Raw genomic sequence first — 26,198 nt, 5'->3', positions numbered from 1 at the left:
TCTTGATGTCTGGGTGCGGCGCCGGGCGCCGCAGGCCGAACGTCCCTACTCGGCGGCGATGGCCATCGGTGCGTCCGGGTCGCTGGACTTGACGAGGTAGCCGGTGACCGAGCGCGACGGCGTCAGCCAGCGCTCGCTCGCCTCGGCCAGGCGCTCCCGGGTGACGCCCTCGATGTCGGACGGCCAGCGCCGCACTTCCTCGATGGTCTCGCCGATGGCGAGCGCGGAACCGTAGATGCGGGCGAGCGAGGACTGGCTGTCGGAGGAATACACCGTCTCGGCCACGAGGCGGGTCTTGGCCCGCTCGATCGCCTCGGCGTTCAGCGCATCCGACGGCACGCGCCGCAGCACGCGGTCGACCTCGGCCTCCAGCTTCTCCAGGCTGACGCCCTCGGCGGGCACCGCGTAGACGGAGAAGCGGGTGTCGTCGATCGCCGAGCCCATGTACCAGGCGCCCGCGTTGACCGCGAGGCCGCTCTCCATCACCAGCTTGCGGTAGAGATAGGAGGTCGAGCCGCCGCCGAGCACCTCGGCGAGCAGCTCGAGATCGTGGCAGCCGCCGTCGCGGGCGGTGATGCAGGACGGGGTGAGATAGAGCCGCTGCAGCGTCGGCTGCTCGACCTTCGGATCGGCCACCGCGAGGCGGCGCAGCGCCTTCGGCTCCGGCTCGCGGGCTCGGACGCGGATCGGGCGGGCGCCCTGCGGCGCGACGCGCCCGTAGGTCGCCTCGGCCAGGCGCCGAACCTCGTCGGGCGTCACGTCGCCGGCGACCACCAGGATCGCGTTCTCGGGGGTGTAGAAGCGCTTGTAGTAGTCGAGGGCGTGGCCGCGGTTCAGCTCCTCGATCTCGTGCATCCAGCCGATGATCGGGATGCCGTAGGGATGGTGCACGAAGAGCGAGGCGGCCATCGCCTCCGAGAGCTGGGCCGACGGGTCGGTCTCGACCCGCATGCGGCGCTCCTCGAGCACCACGTCGCGCTCCGGCGCCACCACCGCGTCGTCGAGGACGAGGCCTGTCATGCGGTCGGCCTCGAACGCCATCATCGTGTCGAGGTTGTCGCGGGCGACGCGCTGGAAATAGGCGGTGTAGTCGTAGGAGGTGAAGGCGTTCTCCTGGCCGCCGAGGCCGGAGACGGCCTTGGAGAAGGCGCCGACCGGGTGCTTCTCGGTGCCCTTGAACATCAGGTGCTCGAGGAAGTGGGCGATGCCCGACTGGCCGAGCGGATCGTCGGCCGAGCCGTTGCGATACCAGATCATGTGGGTGACGACGGGCGCGCGGTGATCGGGCACCACCACCACGTCAAGGCCGTTGTCGAGGGTGAAGGCCGACACCTCCGGCCCGCCGGCTTCCGAGCGCCCGAACGGCGCCGCCTCGGCGCGTCCCGCATTCGCGAAACGGCCGCCGGCCGGGAACAGGGTGGGCGTCGCCTTCCTGAGCAGATGCATTCCGTCTTCCCTCGTGCGGCCCCGAGGGACCGTCCGTTTCTGGTTCGATGCGGGGCTCCGAGCGCGCCGGCATCGTCTTAAATGGCACGTCCCGTATCTAAATTGGCAAGTCCCGTACCGGATTTGCCAGTCCCGGTCCCGTGCGGAACCGAGACGCGCCGTGTGTCACATCCGCACCTCAGCGCGCCCGCTGCTCACGCAGATAGACACCCGGATCGGCTTCGTCGCGCTCGCGGGTCGGGTTGTTGATCGGGTCGGTGGTGTTGCGGACGATCTTCCGCGGCGGCTGGCGATAGCCCTTGGGCGGGTCGGTGAGCACGTCGCGCGACGGCTCGGCCGCCGCCGGCTCCGTCTTCTCGTTGCCGATCCCCCGGATCAGGTCGAGCGGGTTGACCCAAGAATCCTCGCGGCTGTTCTCGCCGGGCTTGCGCTCGATCTCGCGGGTCAGGTTGGCGTCGGCGCGCCGGCCGGACCGCATCTCGTCGATCGAGAGCGTCGCGTTGTTGTCCTCGTAGCGACCCTGCGCCTGGCTGCCCTTGGGCAGACGGCGCTCGGCGGCGGCGCGCTCGCGCTCGACCACCTCGGGTTCCTTGGGCCATTGCGCCGAGGCGGCGCCGGCGCGGGGCGCCGGAAGGGACTTCCCGTCGAGCTTGGGCGGCATCACCAGCGGCGCGCGCTCGCGATACTCGATCGGCGCCTGCGGCTTCTCGAGAAGGCCGATGCCGCTCAAGGTGTTGCGCAGCAATTCGCCCGTTTCCTGGGCCTGGACCGCCGACGGCAGGGCGATCGCCGCCGCCGCCATGAGAATGAGCTCCCGATACCCGATCATGATGCCCCGCAGCTTGCCCACCGATGCCCGATCCCCGTTCCGGGGTTCTCGAAGCGGCCGCACGGTTGACGGCCTGATCCGGCGCTTCGGGTCTGGGACCGGTTTCCGGCGATCGTATGGCGCCTTGACCGCTCCCGGCCAGCCGCCGGCGACAGGTGGCTGTGGATGTGGTCTCCCGGTCACGCCGGCGGCGGCTCGCCCGGCAGGCCGGGGCGCCGCTCCGGCAGCACGCTGTCGAGGATCAGCCCGACGACGCCCGCCACGATCGCCGCGTCGGCGATGTTGAACACGTACCAGGACCAGGCCCCGGCATGCAGGTGGACGAAGTCGAACACCGCGCCGTAGGCCGCCCGGTCGATCGCGTTGCCGAGCGCGCCCCCGGCGATCAGCCCGAGCGCGGTCGCGAGCAGGCGCGAACCGGTGCGGGTCATCCACACGCTGAGGCCGAGGGCCGCCGCGAGCGACAGCGCCACCAGCAGCCAGCGGCCGATGCCGCCCTCTTGCTGGAACAGGCCGTAGGACACGCCCCTGTTCCAGACCACGACGAACTCGGCGTAGGGGCCGAAGCGCCAGGGCTGGGTCAGCACCAGGTCGGTACCGAAGTAGAGCCCCAGCTTCGAGGCCTGATCGAGGATCAGCGTCGTGAGCAGGGCGAGGAGTCCGAGGCGCACGGGCGTCATCGGGTAGCCCCATCTTCCGTCGCGACGGCGACGGAACGCGGACGGGTCGCGAACGGGGTTCCCCCACCCTCCCCGTCATCCCGGGGCGCTGTTGCGCAGATCCGGGAAGACCGGATCGGATCCGCGGCGGTGCGCGCCGCGCCGGCCACGCGCTCCCCTGTCCCGACCCGCTTCGCGGGCCACCCTCCCCCGCAGAGGGGGGAGAGAGACGGTTCCGATCCGCTCACGCCGCGCTCGCGGCCGCGTGCGCCGCGTCCCACTCCCGCAGGGCGCGGGCGTCGCGGGGCGTGACGTCGGGATAGTCCGGATCGTTGCCGACCTCCGGCGTGACGCGCCAGGATCGCGCGCATTTCCGGCCCTCGGCGCGCGCCGGCACCACGGCGACGCCCTTGACCTCGTCGAGGCGGAACGCGTCGGCCGGTCCCTCCCCGGCCTCGACCCGGATCGCGGAGGTGATGCAGACGTCGGCGAAGTCGACGCCGTCGAGGGCGGCCAGAAGCTCGGGATCGGCGATGGAGACCACGGGGGCCGCCTCCAGGCTCGCGCCGATGCGCTTGGCGGCCCGCTCGATCTCCAGCGCGCCGGTCACGACCCGGCGGACGCGACGGATCTTCTGCCAGCGCGCGGCCAGCCCGTCGTCGCGCCAAGCCTCGGGCGTCTCCGGCAGGGTCTGCAGGTGGACCGACCCGGTCTCCGACGGGAACCGGTCGAGCCAGGCCTCCTCGGCGGTGAAGGCGAGGACCGGGCTCAGCCAGATCACGACGCGGCGGAAGGCCTCGTCGATCACCTGAAGCGCGGCCCGGCGGGCGACCGACGAGGCCGGGTCGCAGTACAGGGCGTCCTTGCGCACGTCGAAGTAGAACGACGACAGGTCGCCGGTCAGGAAGTTGTTCAGGAGCGCGACCACCCGCTTGGTGTCGAAGGTGCGGTAGGCCTCGCGGATTTCGCCGTCGAGCTCGAGCAGCCGATGCAGCACGAAGCGCTCGAGTTCCGGCATCTCCGCCACCGGCACGTTGTCGCCCGCCACGCGGTGGGCGAGCGAGCCGAGCATCCAGCGCAGGCTGTTGCGCAGCTTCCGGTAGGTCTCGGCGAAGGTCTTGATGATCTCCGGGCCGATGCGCAGGTCGTCGGTGTAGTCCGACGCCGCGACCCACAGGCGCAGGATGTCGGCGCCGGAATCCTTGATGATGCTCTGCGGCGCGACGACGTTGCCCTTCGACTTCGACATCTTCAGGCCCTTGGCGTCGAGGACGAAGCCGTGGGTCAGCACCGTGTCGTAGGGCGCGCGGCCGCGCGTGCCGGCCGATTCGAGCAGCGAGGACTGGAACCAGCCGCGGTGCTGGTCCGACCCCTCCAGGTACATCACCGTGTCCTGCCCGCCGTCACGCCGGCGCACGACGTTGGCGAGACCCGGGAACGCCTCCGGGTCGTCGAGGACGAAGGCGTGGGTCGAGCCGGAGTCGAACCACACATCGAGGACGTCGGTGACCTTCTCGTACGCCGCCGGGTCGTGGTCGGGAGCGAGGAAGCGGGCACCGTCGGCATCGGTGAACCACGCGTCCGCGCCTTCCGCCGCGAAGGCGGCGACGATGCGGGCGTTCACGCCCGCGTCGCGCAGCACCTCGCCGGTGCCCTTTCTCACGAACACGGTGATCGGCACGCCCCAGGCGCGCTGGCGGGAAACCACCCAGTCCGGCCGGTTGCCGACCATGCCGTTGATCCGGTTCTTGCCCTGCGGCGGCACCCACTGGGTGTCCTCGATCGCCTGCAGGGCGACCTCGCGCAGCGTCCTGTCGCCGAGCGACTCCACCGCCTTGTCCATGGCGATGAACCATTGCGGCGTGTTGCGGAAGATCACCGGCTTCTTCGAGCGCCAGGAATGCGGGTAGCTGTGCTTGAGCCGGCCCGACGCCACCAGCGTCCCCGCTTCCTGGAGCGCGGCCATCACGGCCCTGTTGGCGTCGCCCTTCTCGCCCTTGTCGGTGAGGACGCGCTTCCCCTCGAAACCCGGCGCATCCTTGGTCAGCGCGCCGTCGGCATCGACCGTGTAGGGGATCCGGGTCTCGATGCCGCGCTCGGCGAGCGCGCGGCCGTTGGCCATCCAGACCTCGAAATCCTCGCGGCCGTGGCCCGGCGCGGTGTGGACGAAACCGGTGCCGGCCTCGTCGGTGACGTGGTCGCCGTCGAGCATCGGCACGGCGAAGTCGTAGCCGCGGCCGGCGAGCGGGTGGGACAGGGTGAGGCCGGCGAGCTCGGCCGGGCTCACGTCGCGCAGGCGCTCGTGTCCTGCGACGCGCGCGGCCTCGAAGACGCCCGCGGCAAGACCGTCCGCCAGCAGGTAGGTCTGGCCGACCTTGGCCCAGTTGTCCTCGGCGCCCTCGGTGACGCGATAGAGGCCGTAGGCAACGCGCTTGGAGTAGGCGACCGCTCGGTTGCCGGGCATGGTCCAGGGCGTCGTGGTCCAGATGACGACGCGGGCGTCGGTCAGGTCGGCGACGGCGCCTTCGCGCACCGGGAAGGCGGCGAAGATGGTGTCGCTGACGTGGTCCTCGTACTCGACCTCGGCCTCGGCGAGCGCGGTCTTCTCGACCACCGACCACATCACCGGCTTCGAGCCGCGATAGAGCTGCCCGCTCATCGAGAACTTGATCAGCTCGGCGGCGATCGCCGCTTCCGCCGGATAGGCCATGGTGGCGTAGGGATGGTCCCAATCGCCGGTGACGCCGAGGCGCTTGAACTCCGCGCGCTGCACGTCGAGCCAGTGGCCGGCGAACGTTCGGCATTCCTGGCGGAACTCGATGACCGGCACGTCGTCCTTGTTGCGGCCCTTGGCGCGGTACTGCTCCTCGATCTTCCACTCGATCGGCAGGCCGTGGCAGTCCCAGCCCGGCACGTAGTTCGCGTCGAAGCCGAGGCCGCCCATGGAGCGGACGATCACGTCCTTGAGGATCTTGTTCAGCGCTGTGCCGATGTGGATGTTGCCGTTGGCGTAGGGCGGCCCGTCGTGCAGCACGAATTTCGGCCGTCCGGCGGCCTGCGCGCGAAGCTGGCCGTAGAGGTCGGTCGTGCTCCAGCGCTCCAGCAGCAGCGGCTCGCGGGTCGGCAGGCCCGCCCGCATCGGAAAATCGGTCTGCGGCAGGTAGAGGGTCTTCGAATAGTCGCGGCCGGCCGGGGCTTCGGCTTGGGTCTCGTCGGTCATGGGGTCGGGCGTCCTGGATACGGGCGGCGCGCGTGCGGGCTCTGCGGAGGCCCGCGCCTGTCACGGCGCTAGGGGCGAAGGAAGCGGTGGCTCCCGTGACGATCCCGGCCTCCGCGCAGCCGCGCGGGCGCGGCGCTCACGCGGCGGCCGGGCCCATAATTCGAAGACGGAGACAGGCGTCGGCGCTGCGCATGGGCGGCGTTCTAGCAGCGGGCGCGAGCGGAGGCCAGCGGATGCGCGTGTGCCGCGAAGCGATGCCGATTCACCACATCGCCACGCCGCATCCCGAGCCGCTGCCACCAAATCGCGGCGCGTTCGTTGCCATCCCACGCGATCCGCCGCGCCGGCCTGCCCGGGCGGGTCCGAGACGCGACGGATTATCAAGACAGGGTGCACGCCATGAGACATCTCCTAATCGCCGCGACGCTCGCCGTTTCCGCCTTCGCCATCGCCGGCCCCGCGCAGGCGCAGGGCCTCGTCGGCGGCGTGCAGCGCGGCTCGGCCGAGGGCAACCGCGTCGGCGGGCCGGTGGGCGGCGTGGTCGGCGGAGCGGTCGGCGGTGCCGTCGGAACGGTCAACGGCGCGCTCGGGATCGATCCCGGCCGGCGCGCCTACCGCACCGACCTGCGCTCGCGCCGCGCCGTCCGGCATCATCGCCGCCACCACCGCTGAGACGTCGGGGTCCGGCCCGGACTGAAAGCGTCCGGCCCGGATTGAAAGCCGTTTCCGCCTCGATCCGGAGCCGGATCTAGGAAAATTGCGACCTTTCGCGGTTTCGCCCGTTGACCCGTCACGGACCCGGAGCCAGCCGATCGCGCGGCCGGGACATTCTCGAAACTCGATCAAGGATCCGACACCATGAAGACATTGCTGATCGCCACGACCCTCGTGCTCTCGCCGCTGGCCCTCTCCGCCACGGCGCAGGCCCAGGGCACCGTCCGCGGCGCCGAGCGCGGCGTCGAGGACGGCAACCGCGCGGCCGGCCCGATCGGCGGCGTGGTCGGCGGCGCCGTCGGTGCGGCCACCGGCACCGTGGGCGGCGTCCTCGGCGTCGATCCGGAGGCGGATCGCCGCGATCGCGAGGACCGCCGCGAGGAGCGGATGGAGCGTCGCGAGCGCATGGGCCGCTAAGCCCGACACAGCGTCGTCTTAGAACGGGCCGGTCACCCTCGGGTGGCCGGCCCTTTTCGTTGCGCCATCGCGTCGTGGGCGAGCAGGTAGAGGCCCGAGCCGACGATGACCGCCGCGCCGAGCACGGTCCAGCGGTTCGGAACGTCGCCGAACAGCAGGTAGCCGAGCGTCAGCGACCAGAGCAGCTGCGTGTACAGGAACGGCGCGAGCACGTTGGCCGGCGCCCGCGCATGCGCCAGAATCAGCAGCCAGTGCCCCATCGTCCCGAACAGGCCGATGCCGACCAGCAGCGCCCACACCGTGAGGGAGGCCGGGCTGGTCCAGATCCACGGCAGCAGCGGCGTCATCAGCCCGAGGCCGGCCAAGCCGGAATAGACCATCGTCGTCGCGGTCGAATCATGCGCAGCGAGCTTGCGCGTCGCGAGGATGTAGAGCGCATAGCAGAGCATGTTGCCGAGGCTGAGCAGGACCGCCGGGTGAACCTGGCCGAGGCCGGGCCGCACGATCACCAGCACGCCGAGGAAGCCGACCGCAATCGCCGCCATGCGCCTGGGCGACGACCATTCGCCGAGCAGCGGGCCGGCGAGCAGCGCGACGGTGAGCGGTGCCGCGAACTGGATCGACAGGGTCTCGGCGAGCTGCAGGTGGCGGAGCGCGAAGAAGTTCAGCGCCGTCGATCCGAACAGCAACAGCGAGCGCACCACCTGCAGGCCGAGGCGGCGGCTGCGCATGACGGCCGGGGTCGTCACCGGGTTGAGGAACACCGAGATCAGCGCCACGCTCACGCCGTAGCGCATGAAGGTGGTGAGCAGCGGGTCGACGCCGGAACGGGCCAGCACCTTCGCCGATGCGTCGAGGCAGGCGAAGAACGCCAGCGTTCCGCACATCAGCGCGATGCCGACGAGGCGCCGCCTGTCGGGCCGCGTCCCGCGTTCGCCGTCGGGGCCGGCCGCCGCCTCGCGCGACGCGCAGACCGCGTCGGCTCGTATCGCCTTGCTGGAGGAAATCGCCTTGGACCTTCGGGCCGCCGAGTTCGCTGGACCTTAGCCGGTCGCCGCGACGGCGGGCACCCGTCCGTCCGCACCCGCGCCGTGTCGCCGACGCGGGGCCGCCGGCGTCACCTGTCTTGCGCCCGCTGCCGACGCGGGGTCGGCTCGGTTCGATTCTGCTCGCGCGTGAACGGCAGGATCGTCGCGCTCGCGACCTGAGGTTCGGTCGGCTCGGCGGCCGAGCGGTTGCCCTTGGGCTTGCGATCGAGCCACAGGCGGACCCAGACCCGGTTTCTCCGGCTCCAGCCGCGACGGGCGACCCAGGCCGGAATCGATGCCGTATGCTGCATTCGACGTCTTCTCACTCATCATGCGGACGTAGCGCCTGATGAAAGTCCTAGAGTGAGCGTGGGCCTGCCCGCGATGGCTGTGCGTCCCGAATTTTTGTCTCTGCGTCCAGGCTCTCAGAATCAGCGACCTACGTGGCAAACGAGAACGGCCCGCATCCGGTGGGATACGGGCCGCGCGTCGGTCATGTTTTGGGGGCTCGTCCGCGGGTCTTGCCGGCGCCCGAAGCGTCGGGGCTAGTTCTCCTCGTCGCCCGGCTCGAAGCTCTGCGGAGCGGTCGATTCGGCGCTGGCGACCGGCGTCGGCGCGCCGATCGTCGAGGGCACGTTCACGCCGTCGCGCTTGTAGATGTCGTCGCGGAACTGCACGAGGCCGTCCGGCGTCGCCCAGGCGGTGATGTAGGTCCAGTAGACCGGCACCGGCGAGGACAGCGTGGCGTCGACGCGCTTGCCGCTCTCGATCGCCTGCTCGACCTGCTCGCGGCCCCAGCCGGGCGTGTCCTTCAACAGCCAGGTGATGTACTCGCGCACGTTCTGAACGCGGACGCATCCTGAGGAGATGAAGCGGAAGTCGTCGCCGAACACGCCCTTGGTGTTCGTGTCGTGCATGAACACGCCGTACGGGTTCGGGATGTTGATGCGCACGATGCCCATCGAGTTGAAGTCGGCGCCCGAGTCCTGGCGGTAGCGGTAGCGCGTGCCCTCGTCCGAGTTCCAGCTGACCTGGCTCGGCTGGATCTCGGCCTCGCCGGAGAAGATGCGGATCTTGTTGTCGGTGAGGTAGTTCGGATCCTTCTGCATCTTGGGGATGAGGTCCTTCTTCACGATGGAAGCCGGGACCGTCCAGAAGGGGTTGAAGTTGATCTGCGTCGCCTTGGTGTTCATGATCGGCGACTGGCGGTCGATCTTGCCGACGCCGGCGGCGTGCAGCGTCACGACCTGACCGTTCTCGACCGTCTGAACCAGGGCGGCCGGGATGTTGGTGATGACGAAGCGCTGCCCGAGGTTGCCCGAGTAGGAGCGCAGGCGCACCGCGTTGATCTCGAGCTGGCGCAGGCGGATGTCGGCCGGCACGTTCATGGCCTGCTGCGTCGCCATGCTCATCGTGCCGGTCTGGCTCAGGCCGTGGCGGGCCTGGAAGCGCTTCACGCCGGCGGCGACGTAGGAATCGTACACGCCGGAATTGCCGGCCACCGGGTCGATGTCGCCGGTCACGATCAGGCGCTGGCGCACGGCCCCGACCACCGCGCCGCGGGCGCCGATGCGCAGGCGGTCGGCACCGGAGACCGGCTTCCAGCCGCCGCGGGAGACGATCTCCTTGTAGCGCTCGACCATCTGCTCGGTGGCCGCCACCGTCTGCGGCGACAGGATCGGCGTCGACGAGCGCTGGACCTGCATCGCGGCGGGCGAGGCGTAGTCCTGCGCCCACTCGGCCTGGGCATAGCCGGCGCCGGCCTGCTCGCGCGCCGAAGCCGGGGCGACGAGGGCGACGGTTCCGAGGAGCGCGAGGCTCAGGGTCGCGCGGGTGGTAGCCTGAATGAGCATCGTGGTGGCTCTGGTCCATGGATGGGCGAAGTGGAGCGGGCGCTGTGCCGCCGTTTCCCCTGGGCCCAAGGTGTCCGGGTACGGTTAAGACTCCATGGCGACCGGGCTTTATTGTGGCGTGCCGGTGCGTGCCCGCACATCACGGGTGCGTGCGTCCTCCGTGCCACAGCGGAATCGGCCCAGCCGTGCCAAGGAATCGGAAGACGCGACGCGGTCGCCGGACAGGGTCGGCATGACGCCCGGGAGCCACAGGACGAGACCTCTGCGCGCGATCACCGCCGTGATCGCGCTCTACGCGTTCGTCCTGCAGGGCTTCCTCAGCGGCCTGATGCCGGCTCCGATGGCCGGAGACGTCCATGCCCTGTGCCTGTCGGGCGCTGCCGCCGCCGGCGATCCCTCGCCGGACACGCCTCACGTCCACGCCGATTGCTGCACCGCCGCCCACCACGTGGCCGACGCGTTGGCGCCTCGCGACACCGCCGCGACGATCATCTGGCCGCAAGGCCGCGTCGTCACCACCGCGTTCTGGCGGGCCGCCGCGAACGGCCCGCGCGCGCCGCCCCGCGCCATCGCCCATCCGCGAGGTCCGCCCGTCGCCTGAACCGATCGCCGCCCGATCCCTTCAGCCAGACGGTAGCTTTGCCATGTCCCGTATCACGCGTGCCGGCCTCTGCGTCGCGCTCGGCTTCGTCCTGCCCGGCCCGGGCGCCTTCGCCCACGCCACCCTCGACCGCAAGGAGGCCAGCCCCAACGCGGCCTATCGCGGCGTCGTGCAGATCAACCACGGCTGCGACGGCCGGCCCACCATAAGGGTCAGGGTCACCATCCCTGAGGGCATGGTCGGCGCCAAGCCGATGCCGAAGCCCGGCTGGCAGGTGACGACGACGCGAGGCGCCTACGCCAGGCCCTACCAGTCCTTCCACGGAATGGTGTCCGAGGGCGTCACGGCGATCACCTGGACCGGCGGCGCCCTGCCGGACGACCAGATCGACGAGTTCACCTTCTTCGCCCGGGTCTCCGACGCCTTCGCGCCGGGCGCGACCGTGTACTTTCCGGTCGAGCAGGATTGCGACGGCGGCGGCTACCGCTGGAGCGAGATCCCCGGCCCCGGCCAGACCGCCCGGGACCTGAAGTCGCCGGCCCCGTCGGTGCGGATCGTCGCGGCGGCCCAGCCCGACGCGGCGCCGGCCGCGATCAAGGCCGGCGACCTCACCATCGCCACGCCCTGGCTGCGCGCGACGCCCGCCGGCGCCACCGTCGCCGGCGGCTACGTCAGCATCACCAACGCCGGCACCGTGCCCGACACCCTGACGGCGGCCGCGATCCCTCTCGCGGGTCGCGGCACGATCCACAGCATGTCGATGGACGGCGGCGTGATGCGGATGGCGCCCGTCGAGGGCGGCCTGACGATCAGGCCCGGCGAGACCGTGACGCTGGCCCCCGGCGGCCTGCACCTGATGTTCGAAGATCTGACCGCGAGCCCGAAGGTCGGCGAGACGGTCGCCGGCACGTTGACCTTCGCGCGCGCCGGCACCGTGCCGGTGACGTTCACGGTCGCGCCGATCGGCGCCCAGGCGCCCGCCGCACCGCCGGCGGGTCACGCCCACCACTGATCCGCGCCGACGCCGCGCGCATCCGCTCGGGATCCGCGTCGGCGTCGCCCTCTCCATCCAGTCCGGACGTGCCTGCCCGCGCCGACGCGCGCCCGGCGGCCGTCGGAAGGTGTCTCGCATGTCCCGTCCCTTCGAAACGGGCGCCCTGGCGCTCGCCGTCCTGCTGTCCGCCGCCCTGCCCTCCCGGGGGCAGGAGCCGTCGGATGCCGTCGTGCTGCCCGAGCTTTCGGTCAGCGGTGCCGCGGCGGGTTCGGTCACCGTCCCGAGCGTCGCCGAGCAGCGCGCGGCTCTGAACGCGACGGTCGGGTCGGTGGCCTTCGTCGACGCGGCGAGCTTCCAGGACCGCTACGCCAACACCCTGCGCGACGTGCTCAAGGACACGCCCGGCGTCGCGGTCCAGGAGCGCTACGGGCAGGAACTTCGTCTGTCGGTACGCGGATCGGGCATCGCGCGCGGGTTCCACCTGCGCGGCATCGAGCTTCTGCAGGACGGCATCCCGTTCAACCTCGCCGACGGAAGCGGCGACTTCTACCAGATCGATCCGTTGGCGCTGCGTTCGGTCGAGGTCTACAAGGGCGGAAACGCCCTCACCTTCGGCGCGACAACGCTGGGCGGCGCGATCAACGCCGTGACGCCGACCGCCTACACCGCATTCGCGCCCGACATCGTCCGGATCGACGGCGGCAGCTTCGGCACGATCCGCGAGAACTTCCAGGCCTCGCGGATCTCGGGCCCGGTCGATGTGCTGGTGAACGGCACCATCACCAATGCTGACGGCTTCCGCGACCACGAGACCCAGCGGACGCAGAACTTCAACGCCAACCTCGGCTACCAGCTGGCGCCGGGCGTCGAGACGCGGTTCTACGCCGGCATCTACCTGACCGACCAGAAGCTGCCCGGCACGCTGAGCCTGTCCGACGCGCTGAGCAACCCGACGCTGGCCAACGCCGCCGCGATCGCCGGAAACCAGTCGCGCAAGGTCGAGACCGAGCGCATCTCCAACCGCACCAGCTTCGTCCTCGACGTGGGAAAGCTCGACGTCGACACCTGGGCGATCCACAAATCGCTCTACCATCCGATCTTCCAGGCGATCGACCAGGACGGCTGGACCTACGGCATCAGCCCGCACTGGGCCGGCACGTTCGACCTCGGCGGCTTCCGCAACGACACGATCCTGGGCCTGCGGGCCTTCGCCGGGCAGAACTCGGCGCTGCAATTCGTCAACGTCCAGGGCCAGCGCGGCGCGCAGACCCTCAACGCCCTGCAGAGCGCCTCGAACCTCGAGGCCTATGGCGAGAACCGGTTCTGGTTCCTGCCGGACGTAGCCCTGATGACCGGCGCCAAGGCGTTCTCGTCCAACCGCACCTACAGCAACAAGGGCGGCCTGGCGGCGAGCCCGAACGTGCAGTTCGCCGACGAGACCTACGAGGGGGTGAACCCGAAGCTCGGCCTGCTGTGGCAGCCGTTGCCCGAGATCCAGGTGTTCGGCGACGTCACGCGCTCGCGCGACGTGCCGGATTTCGGCGACCTCGTGCAGACCAACATCTTGCGCACCACCTTCGTCCCGCTCCAGGCCCAGCGCGCCTGGACCTACGAGGCCGGCTCTCGCGGACGGATCGACCGCCTGACCTGGGACGTGACCCTGTACCGTGCCGACATCCGGGACGAGCTGATCAACTTCAACACCGCGCTCGGCGCAGCGATCAACCTGCCGGCGGCGACCTTCAACGCGCCACGCACCCGGCACCAGGGTGTCGAGGCCGCCTTCGGCCTCGACCTCGCCCGCGACCTGTCGGGCGTCGGCGACCGGCTGAGCCTGTCCCAGATCTGGACGCACAACGACTTCCGCTTCGTCGGCGATCCCGTCTACGGCAACAACCGCATCGCCGGCCTTCCCCAGGACGTGCTGCGCACGGTGGTGAGCTACGTCCACCCGAGCGGCTTCCACATCGCCCCGTCGGTCGACTGGGTGCCTCAGGGCGCGTTCGCCGACCACGCCAACACCTTGAAGGTGCCGGGATACGCCCTGCTCAACGTGCAGGCCGGGATCGACTTCGCGAACGGCGTCTCGCTGTTCGTCGACGCCCGCAACCTGCTCGATGCCCGCTACGTCTCCGACATCACCGTGGTCGCGAACGCCGGTGCCGTGGCCGGCGGCCCGGTGGCGTTCTATCCGGGGGCCGGGCGGTCGGTGTTCGGCGGCGTGCGCGCGGCGTTCTGACGAGCCGGCATAATGCGGCACGTCGACTTACAGCCTCAATGTTGTCCCATATCGTATCCGCCATTCGTCATCGCGCATCGATGGCGCGGTACTGCCTCGCCGCCCGATCTCGACATTCCGGTGGAACGTGCGCGGACGCGATTAAGGTTACCTTTCGGTTGTCGCGGCGGGACCTCCGTTCGGCGCTAGGATTGCGGCAAGGGTCGCGGACAGGCCGGGAGCGTTCCAAGACGGAACGACGACAGGCCCCGGCAGCGACGCAGGAGGCAGGATGAACGGGTACGACGTCACGTTCCGGGACGAACGGGATTGGGTCGATTTCGGGCGGACCTACGTCACGTCCGACGCCTTCCGGACGCTCTTCCACGACGGCATGGCGCTGGTGGAGGAGACCGCGGCGTATCTCGACGGCGAGGGCCGCGACGAGTCGCGCCTGATCTCGCGGGACGCAACCCTGTCCTACGCCTCGGAGAGCATGCGGCTCACCACCCTGCTGATGCAGATCGCGTCCTGGCTGCTGGTGCAGCGCGCGGTGTCCGAGGGCGAGCTCACCGCGAGCCAGGCCTTGCAGGAGAAGAACCGCGTGCGGCTCGCCGCGACCGAGGCGCCGAAGGCCGAGAGCTTCACGCTCCTGCCGGTCCGGCTGCAGAACCTGATCCTGCGCGCCCGCCGGCTGCACGCCCGCATCCTGCACCTCGACGGCCTGATCTCCGACGACCGCCCGACGCCGGCCGCCGTCGAGAGCCCGGTCGCCGTCCAGCAGAACCGCCTGCGCTCGGCCTTTCCCGGTCTGCAGGCCTGAGCGGAACGCCCAGAACGCAAGAAGGGCGGCACCGCGGTGCCGCCCTTCTTGCGTTGATCCGGCCCCGGCAGCACGCCGAGGCCGGGATCGAAACCCTTACTTGCGGCCGACGAGGTTGCCGAAGCGCGAGGTGAAGCGCGAGACGCGGCCGCCGCGATCGAGCATCTTCTGCTCGCCGCCGGTCCAGGCCGGGTGGGTCAGCGGATCGATGTCGAGGTTCAGGGTGTCGCCTTCGCTGCCGTAGGTCGAGCGCGTCCGGTACTCGGTGCCGTCGGTCATCACGACCTTGATGAAGTGGTATTCGGGGTGCTCGGTCCCCTTGGCCTTGTCGGCCGCGCTCTTTGCCATGACGTCTCGTCCTCGACGGTGCACGAACTCCGGGAGCGCGGAGGGCGCGGCCCGTAAGATCCGTGGGTTGAAACTCTGTGATCGGACCGTTGCCACGAACCTCACGTTCGTGCGAACCGCTCATGCGAAGCCGACGGCCCGTCTTGGCGGCCCGCGGCCATTGCACACGCGCAATCGGAAGAAGGCGCGCGTATACCGCAGGCTCCGGCCGCTCACAAGCATGCTTGTCGCGCGGACGAGGGACGAAACACCAGAGGCGTGATGGCCCGCAAGAAGAACCCGCCCGCCGAAGGTCGCGACAAGGCCCCGCTGAGCTCGCTGCGGCCGCTGATCCCCTTCGCGGCGGCCTATCGCGGGCGGATCGTCGCCGCCTTCCTGTCGCTGCTGGCGGCCTCGGCGGCCACGCTGACGGTGCCGATCGCCATGCGCCGGGTGATCGATCACGGCTTCTCGCCCGAGGGCGAGAGCATGATCAACGCCTACTTCCTGGCGCTGCTCGGGGTCGTCGCGGTGCTCGCCCTGTCGAGCGCCGCCCGGTACTACACGGTGGTGACGCTGGGCGAGCGCGTGGTGGCCAACCTCCGCAGCGCCGTCTTCCGGCAGCTGACGCTGCTCGATCCCGCCTTCTTCGACAAGACGCAGTCGGGCGAGATCGTCTCGCGGCTCACCGCCGACGCGACCCAGGTCAAGGCGGTGTTCGGCGTCTCGATCTCGATCCTGCTGCGCAACCTGTTCCTGTTCGTCGGCGCCGTCGCGATGATGGTGATCACCAGCCCGAGGCTGTCGGTGCTGGTGCTGGTCGCGATCCCGCTGATCGTGTTCCCGCTGATCGTCTCCGGCCGCGGCGTCCGACGCCGCTCGCGCGCGGCGCAGGACCGCCTCGCCGACGCCTCCGCTTACGCGGCGGAAGCGGTCGGCGCGGTCCGCACGATGCAGGCCTTCGGCATGGGCCGGGCCACCGCCGACCGCTTCGCGCAGGCCTCCGAGAGCGCCTATTCGGCCGCCGGCGAATCGATCCGCGCCCGCGCGCTGCTCACCGGCGTGGCGATCTTCCTGATCTCGGCCTCCGTCGTCGGGGTGATGTGGTACGGCGCGCAAGGGGTGCTCGCCCACACCATGAGCGCCGGGCAGCTGTCGCAGTTCGTGCTCTACGCCGTCTTCGGCGCGAGCGCGCTCGGGCAGCTCTCGGAGGTCTACGGCGAGCTCGCCCAGGCCGCGGGCGCGGCCGAGCGCCTCGGCGAGATCCTGGCCGCCGTGCCCGCGATCAAGCCGCCGGCCGATCCGGTGCCGATGCCGGTGCCGGCCCGCGGCGCCGTCGCGTTCGAGGTGGTGCGCTTCGCCTACCCGACCCGCGACATGACAACCGCCCTCGACGGCATCGCCTTCACCGCGGCGCCCGGCGAGCGCATCGCCATCGTCGGCCCCTCGGGCGCCGGCAAGAGCACGGTGCTGCAGCTGCTGCTGCGCTTCTACGATCCGCGATCGGGCCGGGTGCTCGTCGACGGGGTCGACGTCGCGCGCGTCGACCCGGAGGCCCTGCGCGCCCGCATGTCGCTGGTGCCGCAGGACCCGACCGTGTTCTCGGGCTCGGTCGCCGAGAACATCCGCTACGGCCGGCCGCAGGCGAGCGACGCGGAGGTGCAGCGCGCGGCCGAGCTTGCCCATGCCGACGGCTTCATCCGCGCCCTGCCCCAGGGCTACGCCACGCCGGTGGGCGAGCGCGGCGTCACCCTGTCCGGCGGCCAGCGCCAGCGCGTCGCCATCGCCCGCGCGATCCTGAAGGACGCGCCGATCCTGCTCCTCGACGAGGCGACCTCGGCGCTCGATGCCGAGAGCGAGCGCGCGGTGCAGTCGGCGCTCGACGGGCTGATGCGCGGGCGCACGACCCTGGTCATCGCCCATCGCCTCGCTACCATCCGCGCCGCCGACCGCATCCTCGTCCTCGACGACGGCCGCATCGTCGAGGAAGGCACCCACGAGAGCCTGCTGGCACAGGGCGCGCTTTACGCGCAGCTCGCCGCCCTGCAGTTCACCGATGCCCTCGACGAGACCGCGCGGGGCAAGGAGCCGCGCCTGCGCGGGGTGAGCGTCTCCGCCGCGGAGTAGCGTCGCGATCGTGCAATCGGAGGTTGCCGGTTCAACCCGGCCGCGCGACGCGGTAGACCCGTGGCATGAGCCGTCTCGACCTTGCCCGCTTCCCCCGTCTCGCGCTCCTCGAGCGTCCGACGCCGATCCAGCCGCTCGACCGGTTCTCGGCGGCCCTGGGCCCGGCGCTAAACGGGGTCCGCCTGTTCGTGAAGCGCGACGACCTCGCGCCGATCGGCGGGGGCGGCAACAAGCTCAGGAAGCTCGAGTTCCTGCTCGGGGCGGCCCGCGCCGAGAACGCCGATACCGTGATCACGGTCGGCGCGCTGCAATCGAACCATGCGCGCCTCACCGCCGCTGCCGCCGCGCGCGAGAACTTCGCTTGCGAACTCTTCCTGAGCCGGAGCGTGCCGCGCACCGACCCGGACTACGTCGGCAACGGCAACCGCTTCCTCGACGACCTGTTCGGCGCCCGCGTCCACGAATTGCCGGCCGACGCCGACTCGCTCGCCGCCGCCGAGGTCCGCGCGAACGCGCTGCGGGCCGAGGGGCGGCGGGTCTACGTGTTCCCGTCCGGCGGTTCGAGCGCGGTGGGCAGCCTCGGCTACGCCGCCTGCGCCGAGGAGATCGCCGGGCAGGCCGAGGCGATGGGCGTGACCTTCGCCCACATCCTCACCGCCAACGGCAGCGCCGGCACCCATGCCGGCCTCGCCGCCGGGCTATTCGCGATGGGTCGCGATCCGAGGCTCGCGAAGTCCTACGCGGTGCTCGCGGCGCAAGACCATGCCGAGGCCGAGACGCTGGCCAAGGCCAACGCGACCCTGGGGCTGCTGAAGCCCGGCGCGGCGCTGTCCGCTTCCGACATCGTGATCGACGGAAGCCATCGCGGCCCGGGCTACGGCATCCCGACCGATGCGATGCGGGAGGCCGTGCGCCTGATGGCCCGCAGCGAAGGCGTGCTGCTCGATCCGGTCTACAGCGGCAAGGCCTTCGCCGGCCTGCTGCACGACGTCCGCGCCGGCCGCTACCGGCCGGGCGAGGCGGTGCTGTTTCTGATGACCGGCGGGGTGCCGGGGCTGTTCGCGTATCGAAGCGCGTTCGCCGAAGCGTAAGCCCCTGGAGCATTTCCCCTGATCCCCGGGTCATGGAAAATGCTCTATCGTGTCGTGGGATCACATTAACTTCCCGCGAGTCGGGATCCACCTCGCTCGACAATGCTCTAGCGCTCGGTCAGCTTCAGCTCGATCCGGCGGTTCTTCGCGTAGGCCTCGTCGGTGGTGCCGGCGTCGAGCGGCTGGAACTCGCCGAAGGCGCCGGCGAGCAGCCGCTGCGGCGGCAGGCCCTTGCTCGCGAGGTACTGTACGACGGCGATGGCGCGCGCCGCCGAGAGCGACCAGTTCGACGGGAACTGCGCGCTGGCGATCGGGCGCGAATCGGTATGGCCGTCGACCCGCAGCACCCAGGGCAGGTCCGCCGGGATCTGCTTGGCGAGGTCGAGGATCGCCCCCGCGATCCGGTCGAGCTCCGGGCCGGCCTCGGCCTTCAGCGAGGCGGAGCCTGCCGGGAACAGCACCTCGGATTGCAGCACGAAGCGGTCGCCGACGACGCGGATGTCGGTGCGATTGCCGAGGATCTGCCGCAGCCGGCCGAAGAAGTCGGAGCGGTATCGGGCAAGCTCCTGCACCTTCTGCGCAAGCGCGACGTTGAGGCGGCTGCCGAGGTCGGCGATGCGGGCCTGGCTCTCGCGGTCGCGGCTCTCGGAAGCCGCGAGCGCATCCTCAAGCGCCGCGAGCTGGCGCCGCATCGCGCCGATCTGGTCATTGAGCATGTCGATCTGCGACTGCGCCCGGCCGGCCGCGCCGCGCTCGGCCTGGAGCTGCCTGTCGAGGTCGCTTGCCTGGCCCTTGCTTGAGGCCGTCGCCGCGGCCTCGGCGCGGGCCCGGTCGCGCTCGGCCTCGGTCGCGAGCAGGGTGTTGCGGAGCGCCTGCGCCGTCTCCTCCTGCCCGCGCCGGTTCGAGCGCTCGAGCGCCAGCAGGTCGGTGAGGTCGACGATCTGGCGGTTGAGCTTGGCCAGCACCGTGTCGCGCCCGGTCAGCTCCTGCGACAGGAAGAACTGGCCGACGACGAAGATCGTCAGCAGGAACACCACCGACAGGAGCAGCGTCGCCAGCGCGTCGACGTAGCCCGGCCAGACGTTGACGCCGCGGTCGCGGCGGACGAGGCGGGAGGCCATCAGACCCGCTCGCGGCCGAGCCGGTCGAGCACCTGCTTCATCTCGCGCTCGCGGCCGGCTTGGGCCTCGACCCAGTCGCGGATCATCTGCTGCTCGGCGCGCATGTGCTGGACGAGCCCCTGGATGCCCTCGGCGAGGTTGGTCATCGCCAGCGTCGCCGCCCGCCCGTTGGCGCCTTCCGACACGACGGTGGTCAGGCGGTCGACGGCTTCCTGCAGCGCCTCGACCGCGACCGGCTCCTGCCGCGCCTGAACCGGCGCGGGCGCGGCCGCCTCCTCGCCCGAGACCAGCCAGTCCTCCAGCTCGTTGTGGAAGCGGGCATGGGCCTGGCTCGCCTGCAGGTCGAGGAAGCCGGTGATGAGCGAGCTCGCCAAGCCGAACAGCGACGCCGAGAACGCCAGGCCGATGCCGCCGAGCGGCACGGCCAGCCCGTTCTTCAGCTCGTCGAACATCACGCTGGCCTCGCCGCCGCCGCGCATCGACTTGATCACCGAGCCGACCGCCGAGAGCGTGTCGATGAGGCCCCAGAACGTGCCGAGCAGGCCGAGCAGGATCAGGATGCCGGCGATGTAGCGCAGGGTGTCGCGGCCCTCGTCGAGGCGCGCGGCGACGGTGTCGAGGAAGGCCCGCACCCCCGGCAGCGTCGCGCCGTCGCGCCGGGCCTGGATCGCCGGCACCAGCGGGACGACGAGGCGCGGCGGGCGCTTGGCCGCCTCCCCCGAGGCGACCGCGTTGACGTAGGACGCCTCGCGGTAGAGCCGGATCACCTGCCCGAAGGCCAGCAGCACCGCGATGAGGAGTACGCCGAGGATCAGGCCGTTGAGCCCCGGATTGGCCTGGAAGGCGGGCGTGATCTGGCGAAACAGGATGAAGGCGAGGAACCCGACCAGGATCAGGAAGACCAGCATCCGGACGAGGTAGATGCCCGGCTTCGCGATCGGTCTCCTGGCCGCCGGAATCTTGCCCGCCGGACTCTTGCCGATCGGCCTGTCCGCACTCGGCTGTGCGGGAAACGCGGTGTCGGAACGGGCGGCCATCGGTCGCGACTCTTCGGAAGGTGGCGCGAGGTCGTCTCCCGAAGATGATCGGCGGCCTCGATCGAGCAGGCCGGCACTGTGGCGTCAGCCTACGATGCGATCAAGCCGCACAGCGCGCGTTCACATCGTTCAGTGCGGACTAATCCCAATCCCGCGGCCAGGTCTCCTCGAGATGAGGCCCGAGGCGAACCGCCGAGACCGTGACGGCGAGGCCGTCCGCATTGGTCTCGACGGCGATGCCGCACAGGGTGCCCTCCCCTTGCGCCGCTTCGAGGCGGGCGCCCGGCGTCTTCTGCAGGAAGCGCCGCAGCGGCTCCTCCTTCTGCATGCCGAGCACCGAGTCGTAATCGCCGCACATCCCGGCATCCGTCAGGTAGGCCGTGCCGCCGGGCAGGATGCGGTGGTCGCCGGTCGGGACGTGGGTGTGGGTGCCGACGACGAGGCTGGCTCGGCCGTCGAGGAACACGCCGAAGGCCTGCTTCTCGCTGGTCGCCTCGGCATGGACGTCGATGACGACCGCATCGGCGGCCTCGCCCAGCGGGCAGGCGGACAGCTCGCGCTCGACCGCGGCGAAGGGGTCGTCCAGCGCGTCGATGAACAGCCGGCCCATCACGTTGACGACGAGGACGCGGGCGCCGGCCCGGGTCTCGACGATGGTGGCGCCCCGGCCCGGCGTGCCGGGCGGGTAGTTCGCCGGCCGGACCAGCTTCGGCTGGCGGGCGATGAAGACCAGCGCCTCGCGCTGATCGAAGGAGTGGTTGCCGAGCGTCACCGCGTCGGCGCCGGCCCCGAGGATCTCGTCGCAGATCGACTCGGTGATGCCGAACCCGCCGGCCGCGTTCTCGCCGTTCACGACCACGCAATCGAGCCGCCAGCGCTCGCGCAAGGCGGGAAGCCGGTCGGTGACGGCCTTTCGGCCGGGACGCCCGACCACGTCGCCGAGAAAGAGAAGCCGCATCGTCAGAGGTCTTTGGTGAGGGGAACGAACCCGGCCTCGGTCACGAGGTGGTCGAGGGGGCGATCGTGCGGCTCGGCCGGGACCCGCTGGATCTCCTGGACCGAGAAGGCGATGCCGATGGTCAGCACCGGGCCGCTGCGCGACAGTCGGCTGATCGCCTGGTCGTAGTAGCCGCGGCCGTAGCCGATGCGCTGGCCGCGCCGGTCGAAGGCGGCGAGCGGCACGATCAGGGCGGTCGGGTCGAGGGCCGGCAGGTCGTCGCGCGGCTCGCTGAGGCCGAAGCGGCCGGCGACCAGCGTCTCGCCCGCGCGCCACTCGCGGAACACCAGGCCGTCCGGCGTGACCTTCGGCAGCGCGACGCGCTGGCCGCGGGCGAACAAGCACTCGATCAGCGGGCGCGGGTCGGCCTCGCTGCGGATCGGCCAGAAGGCGCCGACGAGGGTGGCCTCGGCGAGGCCCGCGACCGTGAGGGCATGCTCGGCGATCGCGAGCGATCCGGCGCGCCTGGTCTCCGGGTCGAGGGCGTCGCGCCGTGCGAGCGCGTCGCTTCGCAGGGCGGCCTTGTCGGAGGAGGTCGAGTGCGGAGCCACGTGAGCCGTTGGAGGATCGATCCCGGGAAACCTACAGTGTAGGTGGGCGCCGTGTTGGCCAAGTCCAGGGACGAGGCCAGGGACAGCTCCCGGGGGAGTCGATAAGGCCCCGGGGAAAGTGCTCCTGACGGACTCTGCAGCCCCGCCCAACACATGTAGCGGTGCGCCCCCGTCCGCGCCAGGGGGCGCGAGCGCCGAGCGTCGTGAAATCAGCGGCCGAGCAGGGTGCGCAGGCGGGGCGAGCGCGCCGACCCGTCGATGCATTCGAGCGTCGCCGACCGGTTGAGGGTGTGGAGGCGGGTGCCGGGCCAGGACGGCCCGGCGGTCAGCCTCGTCTCGACGGTCTGCGCGTAGCCCTCCGCGTCGAGGCGGTCGATCCGGGCGAGCGCCAGCGCCCGGCCGTAGCCCTCGGTGCAATCCTGGATCGGGCGGATCAGGGCTCCGTCGCGCGCGACGATGCGTCCGGCCGGCCGCGCCGAGGCGACGTCGACCAGCACCGGGTTGTGGGCATGCGGCGTCCAGGGCCCGCGGAAATCCGGTGCCGACCAGAGATGGAGCGCATCCGAGTACGAGCCGCTGCCGAGCGCCGCGCCGAGCGGCGCATCGCGGACGGTCGCGAACATCCACCACAGGCCGCCATGCTCGACCAGGGTCGCGTCGCTGGCGACGACGCCGGAGACCAGCGTCGCCTCCTTCACCCAGCCGCCCGGAAAGGCGGTGGCGCGGTAGAGGTCGATCGTGCCGGCGCTGCCGGTCTCGGGCACCATCCAGGCCTCGCCCGCGCGCTCGAACACGAACGGATAGGAGAGGTGATGGGCCTCCTCCAGCACCGGAACCGGTACGCCGATCGGGCCGTCGGTCGAGAACCGTACCGCCGAGACGATGCCCTTGGCCGTCGCGTGGACGAAATCCTCGACGAACAGCCAGGTCTCGCCGCGATGATCGAGGGGGAACGGGTCGGCGTAGAAGCGCCGGCCGTCGTCGGGCAGGGTGGTCCAGCCGGTGTCGGGGTGCCGGCGAAGGTCGATCACGTCCGGCCCGTCGAGCCGGCGCCAGCCGACCCGCCAGTGCGGGGCATGGTAGCACAGGTGGTAGAGCCGCTGCGCGACGGCGTGGGCGAGGATGCGCCCGGTGCGTGACAGGATCTGGGGGGCCGTGAGCTCGGCCGGTGGTGCCGCGATCCCGGGGCGTCCCGTCGCGGGGCCGCCCTCGTGGCGCCCGGCGAGCGCCGCCGCCAGCAGGGACACCGTGCGGATCAGCGCGTCGTCGAAGGAGGTCAGCATCACCCCGCGGCGTTCGGTGCCCGCGCGACCCGATGCGACGAGCCGGCTCCCGTCGGCGAGCGCCATCATCGGGGCCCGCCCCGCCAGGAGGCTCGCGAGCAGACCGGCCTCGCCCGGCCGGCCGTCGTAGGACAACCGCCAGATCGAGCCGGCCTCCGCGGCGGCGACGTCGCCGCAGAGGTCGACGATCAGATCCGGCCGCGCATGCCCGGTCGGCCGCCACGCGGACAGGTCGCGATCCTGCGCCGGCGACGAGGCGCCCGATCGCGGCAGGCGGTGGATCAGCGTCTCGAGCGAGAACAGCAGGTCGGCGTTGGCCGGCCACGCGTCCGGCCCGGGGCGCGCATCGATCTCGATCGCGTCGACGCCCGGCAGGACGGCGATCCGACGGAGCAGGTGCACGTGCCAAAGGCGCGGCCTCCGACCATCGAGACGCAACCTGAGACGCATGCCGCCGACCGATCCCTCTCGAACGTCCCGGCGAACGCCGCGTCCCCGCCCGTCGCGTTCGGCGCCAGGAACCGGGATACCCGGTGCAATCCGTCGTTGCGATCTATCACCAATTTCGTGACCGAGAAGATAACCTTGAAGACAGAGGCCGCCGACCGATCGACATTAACCCTTACCCGAAGAAGCGATGTCCGAACCCGGGGTGCTACGCAGTCTTGAGGGATTTTCATTCAGTTGCGCGCACCTTGCAGTATCCGGTCAGGCGTCCGTAAAACTGACCCAATTTGACACGACGGTGGCCCACGGTGGCGCAGCTGAACAGAAACCTTGCCGTTTCGGCCTGGATCGAGCCGGTCGCGCCCGAGCGCGTGGTCACATCCAAGCCCGAGACCACGGCCGAGCTCGGCGACCTGTGGCGCATCCTGTTCCGGCGCTGGAAGCTGATCCTCGGCACGGCGAGCGTGCTGGGCTTGGCGGCCCTGGCCTACGCCGTCCTCACGCCGTCCCTCTTCACGGCGACCGCGCAACTCCTGATCGATCCGCGCGACCGCGTCGTCGTGAACAACGACGTCAATCCCGGAGCGCTGTCGCCCGACGGCGGCGTGACGCAGGTCGAGAGCCAGGTCCGCGTGATCGAATCGGACACCGTGCTGTCGCGCGCCATCGCCGAGACCGGGCTCGACAAGGATCCCGAGTTCGGTGCGGCGAGCACCGGCATCGTCGGGCGCGCCGTGCGCTCCCTCCGCGAGATGATCGCCGGGCCGCAGCCGGACAAGGTCGTCGACGCTCGTGGGCAGTCCCTCGACCGGCTTCGGCGCAAGCTCGCGGTGAAGCGTGCCGACAAGGTCTTCGTCGTCGACGTGATCGTCACCACCACCGATCCGGACAAGTCGGCGCGGATCGTCAACGCCATCGCCAAATCCTACCTGTCCGACCAGACCGAGGCCCGGGCCGAGGGCGCCAAGCGCGCATCGGGCGAGCTGCGCGCCCGCCTCGACGACCTGCGCAACGCCGTGAACCAGGCCGACCTGCGGCTGGAGGACTACAAGGCGAAGAACGGCCTGATCGCGTCCAGCGGGCGCCTCGTCGGCGAGCAGCAGCTCACCGACAGCAACGCCCGCGTGGTCGCGGCCCGAACCCGCACGGCCGAGGCGCGCGCCCGCCTCCAGGGCGTCAAGGACGCGCGCGGCCGGCCCTTCGCCGCCGGCGCGACGCCCGAGGCGATCCAATCCTCGGTGATCGACCGCCTGCGCGGCCAGTACGCCGAGCTGGCGAGCAAGGAGGCGGACCTGCGCACCAATCTCGGCGAGCGGCACCCGTTCATCGCCGCGACGCGGGCGCAGATGCAGGACGTGAAGCAGCTGATCGACGGCGAGCTCGGCCGCATCGCCCAGGCCGCGGAGTCTGAATATCAGCGGGCGCAGGCCAACGAGCGCACGCTCACCGCCGACCTCGAGAAGCTCCAGAAGCAATCCGCGGTCAGCGCCCAGTCGAGCATCCGCCTGCGCGAGCTGGAGCGCGACGTCGACGCGAGCCGCACCGTCTACAACAACTTCCTCGTGCGCTCGCGCGAGCTGAAGGAGCAGACCGGGATCGACAGCACGAACGCCCGCGTCATCACCTGGGCGCGCCCGCCGGCGGACGCCTCCTGGCCGCCGCGGCTGTTCCTGGTGCTTGCGGCCTCGCTCGCCGGCCTCGGCCTCGGCACCGGCTTCGCCCTGGTTCGGGAATATGCCGAGCCGACGGTGCTGTCGCAGCGCCAGCTCGAGCGCCTGTCGAACGCGCCGGTCGTCGCGACCCTGCCGCGCCTCCGCCGCCGGAGCGACGGCGCCAGCGCGTCGGCGGCGGGCTTCACCCTCGACCACCTCCACGAATCGACCGATGGCGGCCGCTCGATCAGCATCCTCGTCACCTCCGGCGAGGCGGACGACGCCGACCGCAAGGCGGTGATCGACCTGCTCGCCTCCGTCGCGGTGGCGCGCGGCGAGCGGGTGCTGATCGTCGACGCCGACATGCGGATCGACGATTCGAGCGTCGGCGGCCTCCTCGACGTGCTCCGCGGCGAGCAGAGCCTGAACGCCGTCACCCGCCTCGATCCTGCGACCGGCGCGCGTCGGATGGGCATGGGCGACGCGCAGAAGCCGGTGCGCGACGCGTTCCTGCGCACCAACGTCGAGCGCTTCCTCGTCGGGGTGAAGGGGCGCTACGAGCTGGTCATCCTCGACGGCGGCGTCTTGTCCGAGAACCTGCGGATCGGGCCGGTCGCGGCGGCCGCCGACCGCCTGCTGCTGATCGTGCGCAACGGCGCCACCCGCCAGCGCGACCTCCTCAGCCTCGTCGGCACCTCGGAGGCCCTGGGCCGGCCGGTCTCCGGCTCGCTGCTGCTCGACGCGCGCGCGGCGAGCTGAGGAA

General features: G+C 71.1%; 22 protein-coding genes and 1 other RNA gene. 9 read left to right on the top strand and 14 right to left on the bottom strand.

Features of this window, described 5'->3' with window-relative positions:
* Positions 1-45: 45 nt before the first annotated feature.
* The 4 genes from MKK70_RS05455 to ileS form a co-directional block, all read right to left on the bottom strand.
* The gene (locus MKK70_RS05455; RefSeq protein ID WP_147841090.1) at positions 46-1,446 is read right to left on the bottom strand and encodes a M16 family metallopeptidase; all 1,401 of its coding nucleotides are present in this window, start codon (positions 1,444-1,446) and stop codon (positions 46-48) included.
* A gap of 178 nt (positions 1,447-1,624) precedes the next feature.
* On the bottom strand, positions 1,625-2,296 hold the full coding sequence (locus tag MKK70_RS05450; RefSeq protein WP_313899077.1) for a hypothetical protein: 672 nt from the start codon (positions 2,294-2,296) through the stop codon (positions 1,625-1,627).
* Positions 2,297-2,454: 158 nt separating this feature from the next.
* Positions 2,455-2,955: a signal peptidase II gene (gene lspA / locus MKK70_RS05445; protein ID WP_147728180.1), complete on the bottom strand. Its 501-nt coding sequence runs from the start codon at positions 2,953-2,955 to the stop codon at positions 2,455-2,457.
* 223 nt (positions 2,956-3,178) lie between these two features.
* The gene (ileS, locus tag MKK70_RS05440) at positions 3,179-6,154 is read right to left on the bottom strand and encodes an isoleucine--tRNA ligase (protein ID WP_243946234.1); all 2,976 of its coding nucleotides are present in this window, start codon (positions 6,152-6,154) and stop codon (positions 3,179-3,181) included.
* Positions 6,155-6,553: 399 nt separating this feature from the next.
* Between ileS and MKK70_RS05435 the strand changes: the two genes are divergently transcribed.
* On the top strand, positions 6,554-6,826 hold the full coding sequence (locus MKK70_RS05435; protein ID WP_147728178.1) for a hypothetical protein: 273 nt from the start codon (positions 6,554-6,556) through the stop codon (positions 6,824-6,826).
* Between the two features lie 186 nt (positions 6,827-7,012).
* Complete coding sequence (locus MKK70_RS05430; RefSeq protein ID WP_147841094.1) at positions 7,013-7,285, top strand: hypothetical protein; 273 nt, start codon at positions 7,013-7,015, stop codon at positions 7,283-7,285.
* A gap of 32 nt (positions 7,286-7,317) precedes the next feature.
* On the opposite strand, the gene MKK70_RS05425 is transcribed toward MKK70_RS05430, so the two are convergent.
* From MKK70_RS05425 to MKK70_RS05415, 3 genes are all read right to left on the bottom strand, one after another.
* Positions 7,318-8,274, bottom strand: coding sequence for a DMT family transporter (locus MKK70_RS05425; RefSeq protein WP_409568248.1), 957 nt, complete (start codon positions 8,272-8,274; stop codon positions 7,318-7,320).
* Positions 8,275-8,402: 128 nt separating this feature from the next.
* Positions 8,403-8,624, bottom strand: coding sequence for a hypothetical protein (locus MKK70_RS05420; RefSeq protein WP_147729136.1), 222 nt, complete (start codon positions 8,622-8,624; stop codon positions 8,403-8,405).
* Positions 8,625-8,858: 234 nt separating this feature from the next.
* Positions 8,859-10,166 (bottom strand): murein L,D-transpeptidase, encoded by a 1,308-nt coding sequence (locus MKK70_RS05415; RefSeq protein WP_243946233.1) that lies wholly within the window; start codon positions 10,164-10,166, stop codon positions 8,859-8,861.
* Positions 10,167-10,398: 232 nt separating this feature from the next.
* On the opposite strand from MKK70_RS05415, the gene MKK70_RS05410 reads away from it, so the two are divergent.
* From MKK70_RS05410 to MKK70_RS05395, 4 genes are all read left to right on the top strand, one after another.
* Positions 10,399-10,767, top strand: a complete 369-nt coding sequence (locus MKK70_RS05410; RefSeq protein WP_147858157.1) for a hypothetical protein — start codon at positions 10,399-10,401, stop codon at positions 10,765-10,767.
* A 43-nt stretch (positions 10,768-10,810) separates the two neighbouring features.
* The gene (locus MKK70_RS05405; RefSeq protein WP_147858158.1) at positions 10,811-11,779 is read left to right on the top strand and encodes a DUF1775 domain-containing protein; all 969 of its coding nucleotides are present in this window, start codon (positions 10,811-10,813) and stop codon (positions 11,777-11,779) included.
* A 118-nt stretch (positions 11,780-11,897) separates the two neighbouring features.
* Positions 11,898-14,000: a TonB-dependent receptor family protein gene (locus MKK70_RS05400; RefSeq protein WP_243946232.1), complete on the top strand. Its 2,103-nt coding sequence runs from the start codon at positions 11,898-11,900 to the stop codon at positions 13,998-14,000.
* A 271-nt stretch (positions 14,001-14,271) separates the two neighbouring features.
* On the top strand, positions 14,272-14,802 hold the full coding sequence (locus MKK70_RS05395) for a DUF1465 family protein (RefSeq protein ID WP_147728573.1): 531 nt from the start codon (positions 14,272-14,274) through the stop codon (positions 14,800-14,802).
* Positions 14,803-14,898: 96 nt separating this feature from the next.
* On the opposite strand, the gene rpmE is transcribed toward MKK70_RS05395, so the two are convergent.
* Positions 14,899-15,150 (bottom strand): 50S ribosomal protein L31, encoded by a 252-nt coding sequence (gene rpmE / locus MKK70_RS05390; RefSeq protein WP_147728574.1) that lies wholly within the window; start codon positions 15,148-15,150, stop codon positions 14,899-14,901.
* A 261-nt stretch (positions 15,151-15,411) separates the two neighbouring features.
* Here rpmE and MKK70_RS05385 point away from each other — a divergent pair, with 261 nt between their 5' ends.
* Both MKK70_RS05385 and MKK70_RS05380 read left to right on the top strand, forming a co-directional pair.
* On the top strand, positions 15,412-17,256 hold the full coding sequence (locus tag MKK70_RS05385; RefSeq protein WP_243946230.1) for an ABC transporter transmembrane domain-containing protein: 1,845 nt from the start codon (positions 15,412-15,414) through the stop codon (positions 17,254-17,256).
* Between the two features lie 65 nt (positions 17,257-17,321).
* Positions 17,322-18,347: a D-cysteine desulfhydrase family protein gene (locus tag MKK70_RS05380; protein ID WP_147858161.1), complete on the top strand. Its 1,026-nt coding sequence runs from the start codon at positions 17,322-17,324 to the stop codon at positions 18,345-18,347.
* Between the two features lie 107 nt (positions 18,348-18,454).
* On the opposite strand, the gene MKK70_RS05375 is transcribed toward MKK70_RS05380, so the two are convergent.
* The 6 genes from MKK70_RS05375 to MKK70_RS05350 form a co-directional block, all read right to left on the bottom strand.
* Positions 18,455-19,468, bottom strand: coding sequence for a peptidoglycan -binding protein (locus MKK70_RS05375; protein ID WP_147729081.1), 1,014 nt, complete (start codon positions 19,466-19,468; stop codon positions 18,455-18,457).
* A complete protein-coding gene (locus MKK70_RS05370) occupies positions 19,468-20,376 on the bottom strand; it encodes a MotA/TolQ/ExbB proton channel family protein (protein WP_243946301.1) in 909 nt (302 codons plus the stop codon). The genes MKK70_RS05375 and MKK70_RS05370 overlap by 1 nt, the downstream gene beginning before the upstream one ends.
* A 268-nt stretch (positions 20,377-20,644) precedes the next feature.
* The gene (locus tag MKK70_RS05365; RefSeq protein WP_147727811.1) at positions 20,645-21,463 is read right to left on the bottom strand and encodes a TIGR00282 family metallophosphoesterase; all 819 of its coding nucleotides are present in this window, start codon (positions 21,461-21,463) and stop codon (positions 20,645-20,647) included.
* A gap of 2 nt (positions 21,464-21,465) precedes the next feature.
* Positions 21,466-22,053 (bottom strand): 5-formyltetrahydrofolate cyclo-ligase, encoded by a 588-nt coding sequence (locus tag MKK70_RS05360; protein ID WP_147727810.1) that lies wholly within the window; start codon positions 22,051-22,053, stop codon positions 21,466-21,468.
* Positions 22,043-22,199: non-coding RNA, 6S RNA (gene ssrS, locus MKK70_RS05355), on the bottom strand. The genes MKK70_RS05360 and ssrS overlap by 11 nt, the downstream gene beginning before the upstream one ends.
* 63 nt (positions 22,200-22,262) lie before the next feature.
* On the bottom strand, positions 22,263-23,738 hold the full coding sequence (locus MKK70_RS05350; protein WP_313899076.1) for a formyl transferase: 1,476 nt from the start codon (positions 23,736-23,738) through the stop codon (positions 22,263-22,265).
* A 353-nt stretch (positions 23,739-24,091) separates the two neighbouring features.
* On the opposite strand from MKK70_RS05350, the gene MKK70_RS05345 reads away from it, so the two are divergent.
* Positions 24,092-26,194 (top strand): GumC family protein, encoded by a 2,103-nt coding sequence (locus MKK70_RS05345; protein WP_243946229.1) that lies wholly within the window; start codon positions 24,092-24,094, stop codon positions 26,192-26,194.
* Positions 26,195-26,198: the final 4 nt, after the last annotated feature.

This window comes from Methylobacterium sp. E-041, from assembly GCF_022829665.1.
Classification (GTDB): Bacteria; Pseudomonadota; Alphaproteobacteria; order Rhizobiales; family Beijerinckiaceae; genus Methylobacterium.
The sequence above is the reverse complement of the archived record's forward strand: the minus strand, read 5'-3'. Positions and strand labels throughout refer to the sequence as shown.

What these genes read in the sequence shown, in the direction of transcription:
- rpmE (WP_147728574.1), bottom strand. Translation starts at nt 15,150, where the DNA reads ATGGCAAAGAGCGCGGCCGACAAGGCCAAGGGGACCGAGCACCCCGAA.
- MKK70_RS05385 (WP_243946230.1), top strand. Translation starts at nt 15,412, where the DNA reads ATGGCCCGCAAGAAGAACCCGCCCGCCGAAGGTCGCGACAAGGCCCCG.
- MKK70_RS05370 (WP_243946301.1), bottom strand. Translation starts at nt 20,376, where the DNA reads ATGCTGGTCTTCCTGATCCTGGTCGGGTTCCTCGCCTTCATCCTGTTT.
- MKK70_RS05375 (WP_147729081.1), bottom strand. Translation starts at nt 19,468, where the DNA reads ATGGCCTCCCGCCTCGTCCGCCGCGACCGCGGCGTCAACGTCTGGCCG.
- MKK70_RS05435 (WP_147728178.1), top strand. Translation starts at nt 6,554, where the DNA reads ATGAGACATCTCCTAATCGCCGCGACGCTCGCCGTTTCCGCCTTCGCC.
- MKK70_RS05405 (WP_147858158.1), top strand. Translation starts at nt 10,811, where the DNA reads ATGTCCCGTATCACGCGTGCCGGCCTCTGCGTCGCGCTCGGCTTCGTC.
- MKK70_RS05415 (WP_243946233.1), bottom strand. Translation starts at nt 10,166, where the DNA reads ATGCTCATTCAGGCTACCACCCGCGCGACCCTGAGCCTCGCGCTCCTC.
- MKK70_RS05380 (WP_147858161.1), top strand. Translation starts at nt 17,322, where the DNA reads ATGAGCCGTCTCGACCTTGCCCGCTTCCCCCGTCTCGCGCTCCTCGAG.
- MKK70_RS05430 (WP_147841094.1), top strand. Translation starts at nt 7,013, where the DNA reads ATGAAGACATTGCTGATCGCCACGACCCTCGTGCTCTCGCCGCTGGCC.
- ileS (WP_243946234.1), bottom strand. Translation starts at nt 6,154, where the DNA reads ATGACCGACGAGACCCAAGCCGAAGCCCCGGCCGGCCGCGACTATTCG.
- lspA (WP_147728180.1), bottom strand. Translation starts at nt 2,955, where the DNA reads ATGACGCCCGTGCGCCTCGGACTCCTCGCCCTGCTCACGACGCTGATC.
- MKK70_RS05400 (WP_243946232.1), top strand. Translation starts at nt 11,898, where the DNA reads ATGTCCCGTCCCTTCGAAACGGGCGCCCTGGCGCTCGCCGTCCTGCTG.
- MKK70_RS05395 (WP_147728573.1), top strand. Translation starts at nt 14,272, where the DNA reads ATGAACGGGTACGACGTCACGTTCCGGGACGAACGGGATTGGGTCGAT.
- MKK70_RS05410 (WP_147858157.1), top strand. Translation starts at nt 10,399, where the DNA reads ATGACGCCCGGGAGCCACAGGACGAGACCTCTGCGCGCGATCACCGCC.
- MKK70_RS05420 (WP_147729136.1), bottom strand. Translation starts at nt 8,624, where the DNA reads ATGCAGCATACGGCATCGATTCCGGCCTGGGTCGCCCGTCGCGGCTGG.
- MKK70_RS05365 (WP_147727811.1), bottom strand. Translation starts at nt 21,463, where the DNA reads ATGCGGCTTCTCTTTCTCGGCGACGTGGTCGGGCGTCCCGGCCGAAAG.
- MKK70_RS05455 (WP_147841090.1), bottom strand. Translation starts at nt 1,446, where the DNA reads ATGCATCTGCTCAGGAAGGCGACGCCCACCCTGTTCCCGGCCGGCGGC.